Genomic DNA, 14,525 nt, shown 5'->3' with positions numbered 1-14,525 from the left:
TGTAAATGAAAAAGAGAATTCTATTAATTGTTATTACTTTATTAGTTTTAGGTGCATGTTCTAAGAAAAATAGTAATCAGAAAGTATCAGGAAATTGGTATACTGGCTCATCTTCATCTACTTCGGCATCTGATAAAAAAGAAGCTAGTGATAATAGTATTTATGATATCGTTTTAGAAAAACTTAGAAATGATACAAGTGACACTCCAGCGACGCATTACGCTTATTATGATATCGATGGGAATGGTCAGGATGAACTATTTTCTGGACGGTACTGGGAGTCTACGGGAACAGTTGAATTTGCGGCTCTTTATTATGATAATAACGGAGTAGCTGACTATTTGGCACAAAGTTATGTTGCATCAAGTGGTGGTTATCGAGAAGCTGCAAATATTTACACAGATGGAACGATTATTACTGCTAAGTGGACATCAACAGGAACAGAAATGGAAGATACCCAGTATCAATTGAGAGCAGATAATAGTGGTATTGATACTATAAAAAGTGCTACTGTACCAATTGGTAAAGATGTGGAATTAACGGATTACTTTGATGTAAAAAATAAAGAGACATTTAATTTTAGTGTACTTGATTGGCAACCATTAGTATGTGAACAAGCAAATTCTGATGATTTAGATGTTAATCAGATACTTAGTGGAAATTATGAATCATTAGCAGGAACATGGGAAAATGGTAGAGGGCAAACTTTTGAATTTAGTGATGAAGGAATGCTTGAAGGAATGAATATTAGTTCGCCACGAGAAAGTTCTTATGGAACAGTTACCTTAGCATGTGGTGCAGCTAACGGTGCACCCGGTGGATTTGCTATTGAAGTTTACCCTACTGGTGTCAAAAATCCCAAAGAAGATCATTCGGATTCTTCCCAACCAAGGTTGGTTGCAGGACAACAATTTACTGATTTTCCTGCAGAAGCGTATTATTATAGAAAATAGCAAAACAAAAAGCAAACAAGTTTTCTTGTTTGCTTTTTTATTCTCCATCTCGGATAAAGGTGATTGTCTTGTCATCTGAATGCTCTAATGAAAATGAGAATCCGTCGAAAGCTAATGTCTTTATGTCCTCAAGTGTTTCAATTTGTTTTTCAGCCATGAGTGAGACTAGGCGACCACGTCCTTTTTTAGAAATAGTTGAATGGATTTTAAGTTTACCAGCTCGATTTTCCATAAAGATGATTTTAATCATGCGTTTACGGATATCTGGTGAAAAGACTTGCTCGAATTCTGATGATAGAAGTGAGATGATAAGGTCATCTTTTTGAACTTGCTTATCGTAATCTTCTCGCCAGAATTGTTTTAATGAGGTATTCTTGATTCTGAGATTGCCTTGAAAATCAAGTCGGTGTGGTGCAATCAGCTCTGTCGGTTTGATTAGACCGTAAAAAGCTGTTGCGATACGAAGGTGCTCATCGAGGTAGTCTTGTTCAGCTTGGCTGACTTGCTGACGATTCATATAGCGATACATCAGCCCATCATATAAGAGCCAAGCAGGGTAGCTTTTTGTTTCTTTGTCTGATAAGCGGTGCCAGCGCAGCCACTCTTGGTCAGCTTTGCTAGAATTGATTTTATAAAAGTTTGTCAAATCTTTAACAGAAAAATCCGTCAAAATATCAAGTATCGTTTGGGGCTTTTGAGAAAGTTCCTGATAAGAAAAGGCATCTTGATTGGTATTTAATTCTTTGGCGTTAGGGATTAATAGTTTCATACTGGCATTATAGCATACGATAAATCTTAGCTACAATTGATTAGCATTTTAAGATTGTCTTCTTCTAGCAGTCGCTTATGTTTTTTGTTACAATTAACATATGAAACTACGTGAATTGCAGGCTGGAGACTTACTTTTTATGTATGATGTCTCAGAAATGTCACAAGCCATAAAGGATTCGACGGGACAGTATAGTCACGTTGGTATCTTTTTTGAGCAGATGATTTATCATGCAACGAGAAATCAAGGCGTTGTTAAACAAAGTTTGAGAGAATTTTTGGATACACATGAGCAGCTTGTTTCGGTTTACCGTTATCCAAAAATAGATCCAGACCAAGTTCTGGCAGCTGCAAAGAATCTTCTTGGTAGACCTTATAATGATAGTTTTTATCCTGATAATGATTGTTATTATTGTTCAGAGTATATTACAGAAATCTTACCGATTTTTGAAACTGTTCCTATGAAATTTGGCGATGATGAGCAGAAAATTTCTGAGTTTTGGCAGGACTACTATGACAAACTTGGTCTTGCTGTGCCTTTGAACCAACCAGGCACCAATCCCAGCCAGCTAGCCAATTCAGCGTTTTTACAATATTTAGGAGAATTACATGATTAAAATTTTTAATCCAGATAAATTAACACGACAAGATTTTTTCAAGGATCTGGTTAATTTTCTTTATCAAACTGATGATGTAACTTTGCGTCAAATCAAAGCACAGTTTCAAGACGTCTCAAAGATTGACCGTTTGATTGAAGAATATGTCCAATCAGGGTACATTATCCGTGACAATAAGCGCTATACGATTGGTTTTGACTTGCTTGAATCTCTAGAAAATATTGACTTAGATAGTCAGATTTTTGTGGATGATGAGAGTCTGGTTTACACTAACTTGATGGCAATCACTTTTGAGACACGTTTGGAAAATGAGACTAATGATTTGGTACTCGTTGAAAAGACAAGTATTGCTCGTGATGAATTGACACTTGCTAACTACTTTTTCAAACTAGCTGAGAATTTGCCAATGTCAAAAGCACAAGAAGTTCTGTTTGATTTGCTTGGAGATGTTAATCCGCAATATGCTTTGAAATACATGACAACTTTTCTATTGAAATTTGCAAGAAAAGATGAAGTCGCTCAAAAGCGACCAGATATTTTTGTGGAAGCCTTGGAAAAATTGAATTACATTTGCAAAAATGACCAAGGCAAATACCAATTGAACATGATATTTGATAAAGAGACACTAATTTTTACAAGTAAATAAATTAAAAAAATCTGGGGTATCCCAGATTTTTATGTTGCTGTTTTTATCATGAGATAAAGGAAATAAGGGGCTCCGATAACTGAAATGATCAGTCCTGTTGGAATACCTGTCCCGACAAGTAGGCTTCTGCCGATAGTATCTGCAATTAGCATTAAAATCATACCAATCAGCATGCTAGCAGGTAGGACGATTCGGTGGTCATTTCCAAATAAGCGGCGCGTGATGTGACCAGAAAGCAAGCCGACAAAAGTAATGTTCCCCACCAGCAAAACGCTAAATGCGGCTAAAAATGTAGAGAGTGTAAGAACCCAAAGTCGTTCTTTCTTTAGGTTAAGACCGAGAGCGATGCTCGTTTCTTGGCTAAACATCATCATGTTTAGGCGGTAGCTGCGCCATATAGTCATTCCCCAAATAATCCCTAGAAGAGGTGCCATGATAGCCAGCAATTGCCAGTTTCCGCCACTTACTTTGCCACTTAACCATGAGACAACATAATCGGTTTTTCCGATATCAAGATTGGCAATAACAGAAACCATCACACCAGAAAGTAAACTTGATATTCCCACACCTGAGATGATTAAGCGTGTTGGTTGAATCGGTTGATTTTTACGGTGAGAAACGGCGTAGACAATACTAATTGTTAAGAAACTTCCAAGCATGACAAAGAAAGGCATTAACGTCAGGATGGCAAGGTTAGTGATATCTAGTAGCCCTACCATGACAGCAATAATTAAGCCAGCTCCCGCATTAATTCCTAAGATACCAGAATCGGCTAGAGGATTTTTAGTTAGGGTTTGCAACAAGACTCCTGACATGGCAAGAGAAGCCCCACCAAGCATACAAGCTAGGATACGAGGAAGCCTGATTTTGAAAACAATCAAAGACATTGTGGTATCAGCTTGTCCCAAAAAGACTTGAAGGACTTTAATAAAGGAGGTATTAGCGTAGCCAATGGATAAAGAAAGCAGGAAAATAATTAGCGAACTAAGAAGAAGGAGAAGTAATTGACTTGTCCGTTTTGTTTTAGAGATCATAGATTTTTCCCCTTTCTGACCAACCAAAGAAAGCAAGGAAGTCCAACGATACTGATAATGGCGCTAAGAGGTGTTTCGGCTGGAGGATTGATGATTCGACTAAGCAAATCAACCCAAACCATGAAAGTCGCGCCAGCAAATGCCGTAAGTGGAAGAATAATACGATAATCTTTAGCGACAAAGAGTTTTATAAAATGAGGAATAATCAAACCAAGAAATGCAAGACTTCCCACCAAAGCAACAGCAGCAGCTGATAAAATAAGAACAATACTAAGCAGGCCAATAGTAGTAGCCAGCGTTTTTTGCCCCAAAGCTTTAGCGACGGTTTCATCAAGATAGAGAATGGTCAATTGATGAGCCATTAGTTGCGCTAAGACAAGACCGACTAGGATAAAAGGAGCAATGATAGCCAGCATTTTCCAATTGGTCTGAGCGAGTCCACCAGCTTGCCAGCCAATTACAGCTTTAGACAAATCAAAATATAAGCTGAAAGCTTGACCTAAAGATGAAAAGAGGGTCGAAATCATAGCTCCCGCTAAAATAAGTCGGGTTTGCTGATAACCTTTTTGAGGATGGTAACTAATCCCAAAAATCAAGCAAGCTGAAAGACTAGCACCAATCAGACAAAGAAAGAGTGTCATGCTGTAGTGCATGCTACCAAAAATGGCATAACCAGCAATCAAGGATAGCCCAGCTCCTGCATTAATTCCAAGAAGCCCAGGATCAGCGATAGGATTTCTTGTCACCCCTTGGATGATACTACCAGCTTGAGCCATAGCTGCCCCAACTAATATTGCTGCAAAGATTCTTGGTAAACGCAAATCAAAAATGACGTCTTGGAGGCTTGAATCAGTTAACGGTGCTCTTAAAACACTGAGGACTTGCTGATTAGTGTAAGCAACCGCCCCAAAACGCAGGCTTAAATAACAGCCCAGAATAAAAAGTATTGCAATGCTGAAAAAAACAAGCCAAAGTTGACTTAGCTTATTTTTCTGAATAAGAAAGTTAGCTTCTTTCATGAGATTTCCGTTTTCAGAGAAGGGAGTCATAATCACCAGCTGTTAGCTTTTTTAATGGCTGCTGTGAAAGTTTTTAATTGTTTATCAAGTGACATTGGGTCAGAGAAGTAGAAGAGATTTTCATCAACTTCAAGTATTTTTTGATTTTTAACCGCTGGAATATTTTTCCAAACATCACTTTCTTTTAAGGAAGCAGCAGCGTCTTTGGTATCTTGGCTGACATTAAGCACAAGGTAGTCACCTACATAATCGGCAAGTACTTCTTGTGAAATACCAAACCAACCAGCTGAGAAGACATCTTTTTTAACAGTTTCAGGAGCAGAAAAGCCAAGTGAATCGTAAATTAATTCACCTCCGCGCCCCCAGTTATTACCATAGAGGTAGATAGCTTTGTCATAAAAATCCATAACAGTGAAGCTTGTTGAGGCATCAAGGTATGGTGCGAGTTCTTCTTTAGCTTTAGCCGTTTTCGTTTTCCAACTATCAAGCCATTTCTGAGCTTTGTCTTCTTTGCCAAAGACTTTTCCAAGATTAGTCATCATTTCAAGATAATCACTCTTACCATATTCAATGACTAAGACGGGCGCAATATCTTTTAATTCTTTGAGGTGTTCATCAGTTGAAAAAGCAATGATAAGGTCTGGCTCTTGCGCAGCGACTGCTTCGGTATCATCTGAGGTTAATTTCACCGCGTCAGCTAATTCATTTCCAAAAGCAGGACTATTTTTTTCTAAATCTAGTGAGTAACTAGACACATTAACACCTAGTTCAAGAAGGTAGCCAGTGTAAGAGTAGGCAAAGTTAACGACTTTTTTAGGATTTTTAGGAATATCGCCTTGGTAAGAAAATCCTGTTATTTTAGGCATGCTTGATAGCTCAGTATTATCTGAAGTTGATGCGTTGTTTTGACAAGCAACCAACATAAGCGTTGCTAGAAATGTTGTTAAAACGACAAATATTTTTTTCATGTCTAAGGTCTCCTGAAATTTATGTGAGCTGATAAGTCAGCAAAATAGGACAGTTATGAACCGGATCTTGACCGATCTGTGCCTCGATGCTAAAAATATCTCTTAAAATATCAGTTGTCATAACCTCTTCAACTTGACCGTGATAGCAAATGGCACCGTTTTTCATGGCAATTAAGTCATCAGAAAAACGCGCTGATAAATTCAAATCGTGCAAAACCATGATGATCGTTTTCTTGGTTTCTTGATTGAGCTTTTTCAGTAATTCTAAAATCTCTAATTGATGATTCATATCTAGGTAAGTTGTCGGTTCATCAAGGAAAATCGTATCGGTGTCTTGCGCTAGCGCCATGGCAATCCAAACGCGTTGGCGTTGTCCACCGGACAAGGCATCGATTTTTTTATTAGCAAGGTTAGTGATTTTTGTCATTTCCATTGCCCGCTTGATTTTAGCTTTGTCAATATCGCTTAGCTGTCCAAAATAACTTTGGTGAGGAAAACGTCCGTAAGACACGAGTTCATAAACTGTAATGTCTTCGGTAGCTTCAAGCACTTGTGGAAGCAGGGCAATCTGCTTTGCAATTTCTTTTGTTGGCAAATCAGTGATGGCTCTACCGTCAATTAAAATTTGCCCAGCTTTAACTGCTTGAATCCGTGTCAGGGCTTTTAGCAAAGTGGATTTGCCACAGCCATTAGCACCGATGATTGTGGTGATTTTTCCATCAGTTATTTTGGTTGATAAATTCTGAATAACCGTTTTATCATCATAAGCGATAGTGATATGTTCAGCACGAATTTCTGACATAGTGGACCTCCTTTCTCGTAAAAAATGAATATGGTTATAATTCTCAAAAAAATTGAGAATTGTTTTTTCATTGTAACAAGAAAAAAGGCCTCTGAAAAGCCTTTTTTCGAAATATTTTTATAAAAACCGCACATAATTCTAATTAATTAGAATTATTCTAAATAGTAATTGTAATCGTTTTAGTTAAGGTATTTTTTAGCGATGTTCATATCACCAGCATAAGCTGTGCGTTCACCGTTAACGATTTGGTAAGCGTCAGTTCCTTTGCCAGCAATGATAACGGCATCATCAGCTTTTTGAGTGAGTGACATGGCTTTTGCAATAGCTTTTTCACGATCAACTTCGATTTCAAGTGGTCGATTGACTTGGCTGGCAATTTCCTCTGCAATAGCTTTAGGGTCTTCGTAGTTAGGATCATCAGCAGTTAAGATAACTTGAAGATTTGGATGAGCATTAATCACACGAGCGAAATCAGCGCGACGACTTTCTCCTTTGTTACCGGTAGCGCCGAGAATGAGGTGAAGATTTCCAGTTTGATGTTCTTCAACAACAGATAATAATTTTTCAAGGCTATCACCGTTGTGGGCGTAGTCAACGAAAACTTTAGCGCCATTTGCCTGGGTAATGACTTCCATACGACCTGGAACGCTTGTCTCAGCAATTCCTTTTTTGATGTCTTCAGGGCTTGTTCCTAAACGAAGACAAGCAAGACCAGCAGCTAGTGCATTTTCTTGGTTAAATGAGCCAATGAGCTGGATGTCATAGTGTCCATCTAGTTTTCCAGTCACATCAAAATCAAAAGCTCTGCCATTTTCGATAGTATTATCAGAATCCTTACCATAAAAATCATGTGGAAGATTAGCCACTTGCTCAGCAACAACTTTAAAATGATCCATACCAGCATTGACAACAACAGCTTTGCTATTTGCCATCAACAGACGTTTGTGATAGAAATAATCTTCAAATGTTGGATGCTCAATCGGTCCAATGTGGTCTGGGCTGATATTAAGAAATGCTCCAACATCAAAGGTCAATCCATAGACACGATCGACAAGGTAAGCTTGGCTAGACACTTCCATGATGAGGTGAGTCATGCCATTATCAACAGCAGTTGCCATCATCTTGAAGAGGTCGAGACTTTCAGGTGTGGTTAATTTTGATTTGAAGAATGTCTTACCATCAAGTGTTGTGTTCATTGTTGAAAACATAGCTGGTTTGTGGCTTTGTTTCAAAATGTTGTATGTAAAGTAAGCCGCAGTTGTTTTCCCTTTTGTACCAGTGAAAGCAATGATTTTTAATTTTTCTTCTGGATGACCATAAAATTCCATGGCAATCAAGCTCATCGCTTTTTTGATATCTGTTACGATAATCGCAGGAATATCAAGTTCGTAATCAACTTGGCTGACATAAAAAGGTAAACCTTTTTGTATAGCTTGTTCAAGGTATTCTTTTTTAAAAGTTGCCCCTTTAGCAAAGAAAAGGGTTGAACTGTCGACAGCACGACTGTCAAAACTGATTTTTGAAAAGCTAGGATTTTCTTTCCAAGTCAGACTGTATTGATTGTGGAAGATGATTTCGCGGAAATTATGGTCTTTTTTCAGAATTTCGAGGGTTTTTTCAAGTGTAATCATACACTCTATTTTAGACTTAATATCTATGTTTTACAAGTCACAAGCAAAAGTTTATAATAAAATGTAACGCTTATTTTTAAAATTAGGAAGAATACTATGTCTGAAAACAAAACAAACGTGACACAGCAACAGCAGATGGTACGTGGAGCTGCTTGGTTAACAGCTTCAAACTTCATCAGTCGTCTCTTGGGTGCCTTCTACATTATTCCTTGGTATGCTTGGATGGGGACTCATGCTGAACAAGCCAATGCGCTTTTTGGAATGGGCTACAATATTTATGCGGTATTCCTACTTATTTCAACAGCAGGGATTCCCGTGGCAATAGCTAAGCAAGTGTCTAAGTATAATACGCTTGGTCAGGAAGAGACAAGCTATTATCTCTTACGTAAAATTTTAAAATTAACCTTAGTACTCGGCTTTATTTTTGCTGCTATTATGTATCTTGGAGCACCAATTCAAGCTGCTTGGAGTGGTGGTGGCGACGATTTGATTCGCGTCATGAAGAGTCTGTCTTGGGCAGTTTTACTTTTTCCATCAATGAGTGTGCTTCGTGGTTTCTTCCAAGGGTTTAATAATTTAAAACCATATGCCATGAGCCAAATCGCTGAACAAGTCATCCGAGTGATTTGGATGTTATTGACAGCCTTCATGATTATGAAAATTGGTTCCGGAGATTACGTTTCAGCGGTTATTCAATCAACCTTTGCAGCTTTCATCGGAATGATTGCCAGCGTCATGGTTTTGATTTTCTTCCTTTGGAAGGAAGGAAAACTTCAAGCTATTTTATCGAAGGACACTGAGGAAATTGACATTGATGCTAATGCCATTATCATTGAAACCGTAAAAGAAGCTATCCCATTTATCATTACGGGTGCAGCCATCCAATTATTCCAATTGGTTGACCAATGGTCTTTCATTAACTCAATGAAACTTTTCACGTCACATAGTTTGAAAGAATTACAAATCTTGTATGCTTACTTATCAAGTAATCCAAACAAGGTAACAATGATTTTAATCTCGCTTGCGACTGCTATCGGTGGTGCAGGGATTCCGCTTTTGACAGAGAATTTTGTTAATAAAGATAAAAAAGCTGCTGCGCATTTGGTCATTAATAGTTTGCAGATGTTGTGCATGGTGCTTTTGCCAGCAATGATGGGAGCTATTATTTTGGCACAGCCACTTTACACTCTTTTCTATGGTGCACCAAATAATGATGCCCTTTGGTTATTTGTTGTAGCTTTGATTCAAGTTATTTTCTTAGCTCTTTATAGTTTGTTAGCACCAATGTTACAAGCTCTTTTTGAAAATCGCAAAGCCATCAATTATTTTGCTTATGGTTTGGTAGTTAAGATTGTTTTACAAGTGCCATTTATCTTTTTATTCAAAGCATATGGACCACTTTTATCAACAGCAATTGGATTGATGATTCCAATTATTTTGATGTTCAATCAAATTCATGCCGTAACACAGTTTAATCGTAAAGCCTTGTGGCGTGGCATCCTATTAGTTTGCATTTTGACGGCTATCATGGGAATTGTTGTTGCACTAGGAACATTTGGACTTCACTTTATCATAAGTCCAACCACTCGTCTTGGTAGTGTGATTTATCTTGTTCTTATGGGAACATTTGGAGTTGCTGTCTATGGATTCTTAGCCTTAGCAACACATTTACTTGATAAATTAATCGGTAATAAAGCAAAAACACTACGTAAAAAACTCCATTTAGAATAAAAAAACAGCCCAGCGGGCTGTTTTTTCATGAGCCCGAAAATAGAAAAGCGAATCGAGTTCTGTAGGCTGTTTTTAATTTAATAAGATATAGTTTTTTCTTATAGCTAACTATTAGGAATTAGAATAGCAAAAAGGCATGCATTTTTGTGAATAAATGTTAGAATAAGGTCTATAAATTTTTGAAAGAAAACTATGTTTTGAGATGAGAAGGGGAATTATTATGAAAAGTGACTGTCGATTGGCTACTATTTTAGCCCATACTGGTATTAAGTCGGATGAAGCAACGGGCGCTCTTGCAGCACCGATTTATTTTTCAACAACCTATCAGCACCCAGAGTTTGGAAAATCAACGGGCTTTGATTACACGAGAACTAAAAATCCGACCCGTGCAACCCTTGAAAAGACCCTTGCAGCAATTGAAAAAGCTGATTATGCTTTAGCGACATCATCAGGTATGAGTGCCATTGTTTTAGCGCTTGAAATTTTTCCAGTAGGAGCAAAAGTGGTTGCCGCGCGTGATTTGTATGGCGGTTCTTTTCGCTGGTTTAATGATAAAGAAAAAGAAGGACGCTTTGTTTTTTCTTATGCTAATACTCAAGCGGAGCTTCTAGATGAAATCACCGAAGAGACAGATATTGTTTATCTTGAAACACCAACCAATCCCTTGATGATTGAATTTGATATCGCTAAAGTTGCTGATGTTGCTCATGCAAATGGTGCTAAGTTAGTGGTAGACAACACCTTTTATAGTCCGATTTACCAAAATCCGATTGCTCTTGGTGCGGATATCGTGGTGCATTCAGCGACAAAATATTTAGCAGGGCATAATGACGTATTGGCTGGTGTGGTGATTACCAGTGACCAAGCCATTTATGATAAGATTTTTTATAACCTTAATACGACAGGACCAACCCTATCTCCTTTTGATTCTTACATGCTGATGCGAGGACTTAAGACGCTCAAACTTCGCATGGAAAAAGCTACTGAGAATGCTCATGCTATTGTGAAGTATTTGAAAAACTCACCAGCTGTTAAAGAAGTGCTTTATACTGGAAAAGGTGGTATGATTTCTTTTAAAGTAGTTGAGGAAGAAAAAATTCCTCACATCATCAATAACCTTCAAATCATTACCTTTGCAGAAAGTCTTGGTGGTGTGGAAAGCTTGATTACTTATCCAAGAGCACAAACCCATGCTGATATACCAGAAGATGTTCGCTTATCTTACGGTTTGACGAATGATTTGCTGCGCTTGTCAATCGGTATTGAAGATGTTGAGGATTTGATTGATGACTTAAAAAATGCCTTGGAGGGATAGTATGGGAAAATATGATTTTACAACTAGACCAAATCGTTTGAAACAATTTACTTACAAATGGCAGAGTTCAGAAAATAATCCTGATTTGCTTCAGTTATGGGTGGCAGATATGGATTTCTTGCCAGTTCCAGAAATCAAACAAGCTATCATTGATTATGGTCAAAAGCATATTTTTGGCTATAATTATTTTAAAGATTCTCTTTACCAAGCTGTTATTGATTGGGAGAAAAAGGAACATGGCTATGAGATTAAAAAGGGAGAGATTTCTTTTATTGATGGTGTAGTACCTGCCATTTCGGTAGCTATTCAGGTATTTACTGAAAAAGGTGATGCAGTATTGATTAACTCACCTGTCTATTATCCTTTTGCTAGAACTATCCGTCTTAACGATCGTAAATTAGTTGAAAATTCTTTGCAGATTAAAAATGGGCATTTTGAGATTGATTTTGACCAATTGGAAAAAGACATCGTAGAAAATCAAGTTAAACTTTATGTTTTTTGTAGCCCCCACAACCCTGGTGGCCGAGTCTGGTCAAGTGATGAATTGCAAAAGATTGGTGAGATTTGTCGCAAATACGGTGTGATTTTAATTTCGGATGAGATTCACCAAGATTTAGCACTTTTTGGTCACAAGCATTATTCCTTCAATACTGTCGATGACTCTTTCAAAGATTTTGCGATTATTTTGGCCTCAGCTACAAAAACTTTTAATATTGCTGGTACCAAAAACAGCTTTGCTATTATCCAAAATCCAGACCTTCGTCGAAAATTTCAACGTGTGCAGTTGGCTAATAACCAACACGAAGTTCCAACCATTGGTATGATTACCACGGAAACTGCTTTTAGCTATGGCAAACCTTGGTTAGAAGAACTGAAAAAAGTGATTGAAAAAAATGTGGAATATTTAACAGATTACCTAGAAGAACACACTAAAATCAAGGTTATGAAGCCAGAAGGAACATACCTGGTCTGGTTAGATTTCTCTGCCTATGATATTAAGCAACCTGAACTTGGAAAAAAATTACAAAAAGAAGCTAAAGTAGTCTTAAATGATGGGGCGCATTTTGGTAAAGAAGGAAAGACATTTGCACGCTTGAATGCAGCAACACCTTTTGAAACCATTAAGGAAGCTAGCAATAGTATTGCTGAAGTTTTTGCTAAATAAGAATAGCGAGCTGACGCCTGCTTTTTTGTGATACTTTTGGCAATTTTGGCCAAATTTCAAGTTCAAATTAGCCAGCCTGTAAAAACTCTTTAGGAGATTTATAATTGAATAGTTTCTTTGGATAGTTGTTAATCCAGTTTTCAATAAATGCGACTTGTTGTTGAGTCGCATTTTTGCTTCCCTTAGGCAACCAACGCCGGATGAGTCTATTATGATTCTCATTAGTACCACGCTCCCAAGAAGAATACGGGTGGGCATAATAGATATGAGTAGGGTCAAAAACTTCCGCTAAACGACTGAACTCAGCCCCGTTATCAGCTGTGATAGAATTCATTTGATAATCCTTGAGGATTGCTTTCAGAGCTTGATTGACTGAAACCGCGGACTTATCGGGAATGAGTCGAATGATTTGATAACGACTCTTTCTATCGGTTAGAGTCAACAGACACTCGTTTTTTGCCCGTGTTTGAATAACCGTATCAATTTCAAAATCACCGATATTCTCACGCTTATTAATGCTTTCTGGTCGTTCCTCAATAGACTTTCCAGCTGGCTTAAAATTGGGACTAGCATGCTTTTTCTTAGCTTTCTCTTGTCGAGGATAAAGCATATCAGCCTTGGTCAATCCTAAGTGTCCATGATGAATCCAGTAGTAAATGGTGGAGATGGGAACAGGTATCCCTTTTGACTTTACCATCATCTCGGGAGAGTATTTCTGTTCGATGTAGTGAGTTATCTTTTCTTTGAGTCCCTTGGTTAGGGAGGCTTGTTTAACAGAACGTTTGCGATTGTTTTGATAGGCTTTTTGAGCAAAATCAGCTGAGTAGATCACTTCAAATTTTCCTTTACGCACTTGTTGTCTAACCTGACCACGTTTGACTTCGTTGTGAATGGTTTGAGGAGCTTTAGCTAATCTCCTAGCGATTTCACGATTTGAGAGCCCTTCTTGAAGCCAACGTTCAATCATTCTACGTTCAGTTAGTGTTAAATGTTTACTTTTTGGTGTATAATAGTTTTGCATCTCAGAGTCTTTCTAATTGTTGTTGTGGTGATTACAATTATATCTCTCTGCGATGTTTTTTGATACCCTTAGGTGGCTAACTTCATTTTAGAACTTTCCTTTTGGCAATTTTGGATAAAAAATGTGACATTCGTCATAAATTTTTAGCATATTTCCTTATTTTCTGCTATAATTGGTAAGGTTAAACTAAATTCAGTATAAAGGAGTACAATCATGGGAAAATTCCAAGTTATCTCACACCCGCTAATCCAACACAAATTGTCAATTTTACGTCGCACAACAACTTCAACTAAAGATTTCCGCGAATTGGTTAACGAAATCGCAATGCTTATGGGTTATGAAGTGTCTCGCGACCTTCCTTTGGAAGATGTTGAAATTGAAACACCTATCACAAAAACAACTCAAAAACAATTGACTGGTAAAAAATTAGCAATTGTTCCTATCCTACGTGCTGGTATCGGTATGGTTGATGGTTTCTTGAGTCTTATTCCAGCGGCTAAAGTTGGTCACATTGGTATGTACCGTGACGAAGAAACTTTGCAACCAGTTGAGTATCTTGTGAAATTACCAGAAGATATCGATCAACGTCAAATCTTTGTTGTAGACCCAATGCTTGCAACTGGTGGTTCTGCAATCTTGGCAGTTGACTCTCTTAAAAAACGCGGTGCAGCTAATATCAAATTTATCTGTCTAGTAGCTGCTCCAGAAGGTGTTAAAGCTCTTCAAGAAGCTCACCCAGATATCGATATCTACACAGCTGCTCTTGATGAAAAACTTAACGGAAATGGTTACATCGTACCAGGTCTTGGTGACGCTGGTGACCGTTTATTTGGTACAAAATAATAAGTTAAAGGC

At 37.8% G+C, this 14,525-nt stretch carries 14 protein-coding genes; 7 read left to right on the top strand and 7 right to left on the bottom strand.

All coding sequences use genetic code 11. The annotated features are described in order from the left end of the window. The first annotated feature begins 5 nt into the window (after window positions 1–5). Window positions 6–953: a DUF6287 domain-containing protein gene (locus tag DQN23_RS06965; protein WP_111712961.1), complete on the top strand. Its 948-nt coding sequence runs from the start codon at window positions 6–8 to the stop codon at window positions 951–953. 37 nt (window positions 954–990) lie between these two features. Here the strand turns inward: DQN23_RS06965 and yaaA are convergent, their stop codons facing one another. Beyond that, entirely contained in the window at window positions 991–1,722 is a 732-nt protein-coding gene (gene yaaA, locus DQN23_RS06960; RefSeq protein WP_058814185.1) for a peroxide stress protein YaaA, read from the bottom strand. 100 nt (window positions 1,723–1,822) lie between these two features. On the opposite strand from yaaA, the gene DQN23_RS06955 reads away from it, so the two are divergent. Together DQN23_RS06955 and DQN23_RS06950 are read left to right on the top strand one after the other, a co-directional pair. After that, on the top strand, window positions 1,823–2,338 hold the full coding sequence (locus DQN23_RS06955; protein ID WP_111712960.1) for a YiiX/YebB-like N1pC/P60 family cysteine hydrolase: 516 nt from the start codon (window positions 1,823–1,825) through the stop codon (window positions 2,336–2,338). Next, entirely contained in the window at window positions 2,331–2,984 is a 654-nt protein-coding gene (locus tag DQN23_RS06950; RefSeq protein ID WP_020917315.1) for a DUF1803 domain-containing protein, read from the top strand. Before DQN23_RS06955 ends, DQN23_RS06950 begins: the two co-directional genes overlap by 8 nt. Window positions 2,985–3,013: 29 nt before the next feature. Here the strand turns inward: DQN23_RS06950 and DQN23_RS06945 are convergent, their stop codons facing one another. The 5 genes from DQN23_RS06945 to DQN23_RS06925 all read right to left on the bottom strand — a co-directional run bounded on the left by DQN23_RS06945 (window position 3,014) and on the right by DQN23_RS06925 (window position 8,438). Next, window positions 3,014–4,018, bottom strand: coding sequence for a FecCD family ABC transporter permease (locus DQN23_RS06945; RefSeq protein WP_058832785.1), 1,005 nt, complete (start codon window positions 4,016–4,018; stop codon window positions 3,014–3,016). Beyond that, window positions 4,015–5,037, bottom strand: a complete 1,023-nt coding sequence (locus tag DQN23_RS06940) for a FecCD family ABC transporter permease (protein ID WP_043895287.1) — start codon at window positions 5,035–5,037, stop codon at window positions 4,015–4,017. The genes DQN23_RS06945 and DQN23_RS06940 overlap by 4 nt, the downstream gene beginning before the upstream one ends. Window positions 5,038–5,069: 32 nt before the next feature. Further along, the gene (locus tag DQN23_RS06935; protein WP_020917312.1) at window positions 5,070–6,005 is read right to left on the bottom strand and encodes an ABC transporter substrate-binding protein; all 936 of its coding nucleotides are present in this window, start codon (window positions 6,003–6,005) and stop codon (window positions 5,070–5,072) included. Between the two features lie 19 nt (window positions 6,006–6,024). Further along, window positions 6,025–6,807 carry an ABC transporter ATP-binding protein gene (locus DQN23_RS06930; RefSeq protein WP_020917311.1) on the bottom strand — a complete coding sequence of 261 codons (783 nt, stop codon included), beginning with the start codon at window positions 6,805–6,807 and terminating at the stop codon, window positions 6,025–6,027. Between the two features lie 179 nt (window positions 6,808–6,986). Then, window positions 6,987–8,438, bottom strand: a complete 1,452-nt coding sequence (locus tag DQN23_RS06925; protein ID WP_058814181.1) for a UDP-N-acetylmuramoyl-L-alanyl-D-glutamate--L-lysine ligase — start codon at window positions 8,436–8,438, stop codon at window positions 6,987–6,989. Between the two features lie 96 nt (window positions 8,439–8,534). Between DQN23_RS06925 and DQN23_RS06920 the strand changes: the two genes are divergently transcribed. The 3 genes from DQN23_RS06920 (at window position 8,535) to DQN23_RS06910 (ending at window position 12,649) form a co-directional block, all read left to right on the top strand. Beyond that, window positions 8,535–10,169: a putative polysaccharide biosynthesis protein gene (locus tag DQN23_RS06920; protein ID WP_020917309.1), complete on the top strand. Its 1,635-nt coding sequence runs from the start codon at window positions 8,535–8,537 to the stop codon at window positions 10,167–10,169. 220 nt (window positions 10,170–10,389) lie between these two features. Next, entirely contained in the window at window positions 10,390–11,484 is a 1,095-nt protein-coding gene (locus tag DQN23_RS06915) for a cystathionine gamma-synthase (protein ID WP_058832783.1), read from the top strand. Between the two features lies 1 nt (window position 11,485). Further along, window positions 11,486–12,649 (top strand): MalY/PatB family protein, encoded by a 1,164-nt coding sequence (locus DQN23_RS06910; protein ID WP_111712959.1) that lies wholly within the window; start codon window positions 11,486–11,488, stop codon window positions 12,647–12,649. 67 nt (window positions 12,650–12,716) lie between these two features. Here the strand turns inward: DQN23_RS06910 and DQN23_RS06905 are convergent, their stop codons facing one another. After that, complete coding sequence (locus DQN23_RS06905; protein WP_111712958.1) at window positions 12,717–13,670, bottom strand: IS30 family transposase; 954 nt, start codon at window positions 13,668–13,670, stop codon at window positions 12,717–12,719. Window positions 13,671–13,883: 213 nt separating this feature from the next. Between DQN23_RS06905 and upp the strand changes: the two genes are divergently transcribed. Further along, window positions 13,884–14,513: a uracil phosphoribosyltransferase gene (gene upp / locus DQN23_RS06900; RefSeq protein ID WP_020917306.1), complete on the top strand. Its 630-nt coding sequence runs from the start codon at window positions 13,884–13,886 to the stop codon at window positions 14,511–14,513. The last annotated feature ends 12 nt before the right edge of the window (window positions 14,514–14,525 follow it).

It is taken from the genome of Streptococcus lutetiensis (genome assembly GCF_900475675.1).
Classification (GTDB): domain Bacteria; phylum Bacillota; class Bacilli; order Lactobacillales; family Streptococcaceae; genus Streptococcus; species Streptococcus lutetiensis.
This window is presented reverse-complemented; position numbering and strand designations above follow the sequence as displayed.

What these genes read in the sequence shown, in the direction of transcription:
- DQN23_RS06965 (WP_111712961.1), top strand. Translation starts at nt 6, where the DNA reads ATGAAAAAGAGAATTCTATTAATTGTTATTACTTTATTAGTTTTAGGT.
- yaaA (WP_058814185.1), bottom strand. Translation starts at nt 1,722, where the DNA reads ATGAAACTATTAATCCCTAACGCCAAAGAATTAAATACCAATCAAGAT.
- DQN23_RS06955 (WP_111712960.1), top strand. Translation starts at nt 1,823, where the DNA reads ATGAAACTACGTGAATTGCAGGCTGGAGACTTACTTTTTATGTATGAT.
- DQN23_RS06950 (WP_020917315.1), top strand. Translation starts at nt 2,331, where the DNA reads ATGATTAAAATTTTTAATCCAGATAAATTAACACGACAAGATTTTTTC.
- DQN23_RS06945 (WP_058832785.1), bottom strand. Translation starts at nt 4,018, where the DNA reads ATGATCTCTAAAACAAAACGGACAAGTCAATTACTTCTCCTTCTTCTT.
- DQN23_RS06940 (WP_043895287.1), bottom strand. Translation starts at nt 5,037, where the DNA reads ATGAAAGAAGCTAACTTTCTTATTCAGAAAAATAAGCTAAGTCAACTT.
- DQN23_RS06935 (WP_020917312.1), bottom strand. Translation starts at nt 6,005, where the DNA reads ATGAAAAAAATATTTGTCGTTTTAACAACATTTCTAGCAACGCTTATG.
- DQN23_RS06930 (WP_020917311.1), bottom strand. Translation starts at nt 6,807, where the DNA reads ATGTCAGAAATTCGTGCTGAACATATCACTATCGCTTATGATGATAAA.
- DQN23_RS06925 (WP_058814181.1), bottom strand. Translation starts at nt 8,438, where the DNA reads ATGATTACACTTGAAAAAACCCTCGAAATTCTGAAAAAAGACCATAAT.
- DQN23_RS06920 (WP_020917309.1), top strand. Translation starts at nt 8,535, where the DNA reads ATGTCTGAAAACAAAACAAACGTGACACAGCAACAGCAGATGGTACGT.
- DQN23_RS06915 (WP_058832783.1), top strand. Translation starts at nt 10,390, where the DNA reads ATGAAAAGTGACTGTCGATTGGCTACTATTTTAGCCCATACTGGTATT.
- DQN23_RS06910 (WP_111712959.1), top strand. Translation starts at nt 11,486, where the DNA reads ATGGGAAAATATGATTTTACAACTAGACCAAATCGTTTGAAACAATTT.
- DQN23_RS06905 (WP_111712958.1), bottom strand. Translation starts at nt 13,670, where the DNA reads ATGCAAAACTATTATACACCAAAAAGTAAACATTTAACACTAACTGAA.
- upp (WP_020917306.1), top strand. Translation starts at nt 13,884, where the DNA reads ATGGGAAAATTCCAAGTTATCTCACACCCGCTAATCCAACACAAATTG.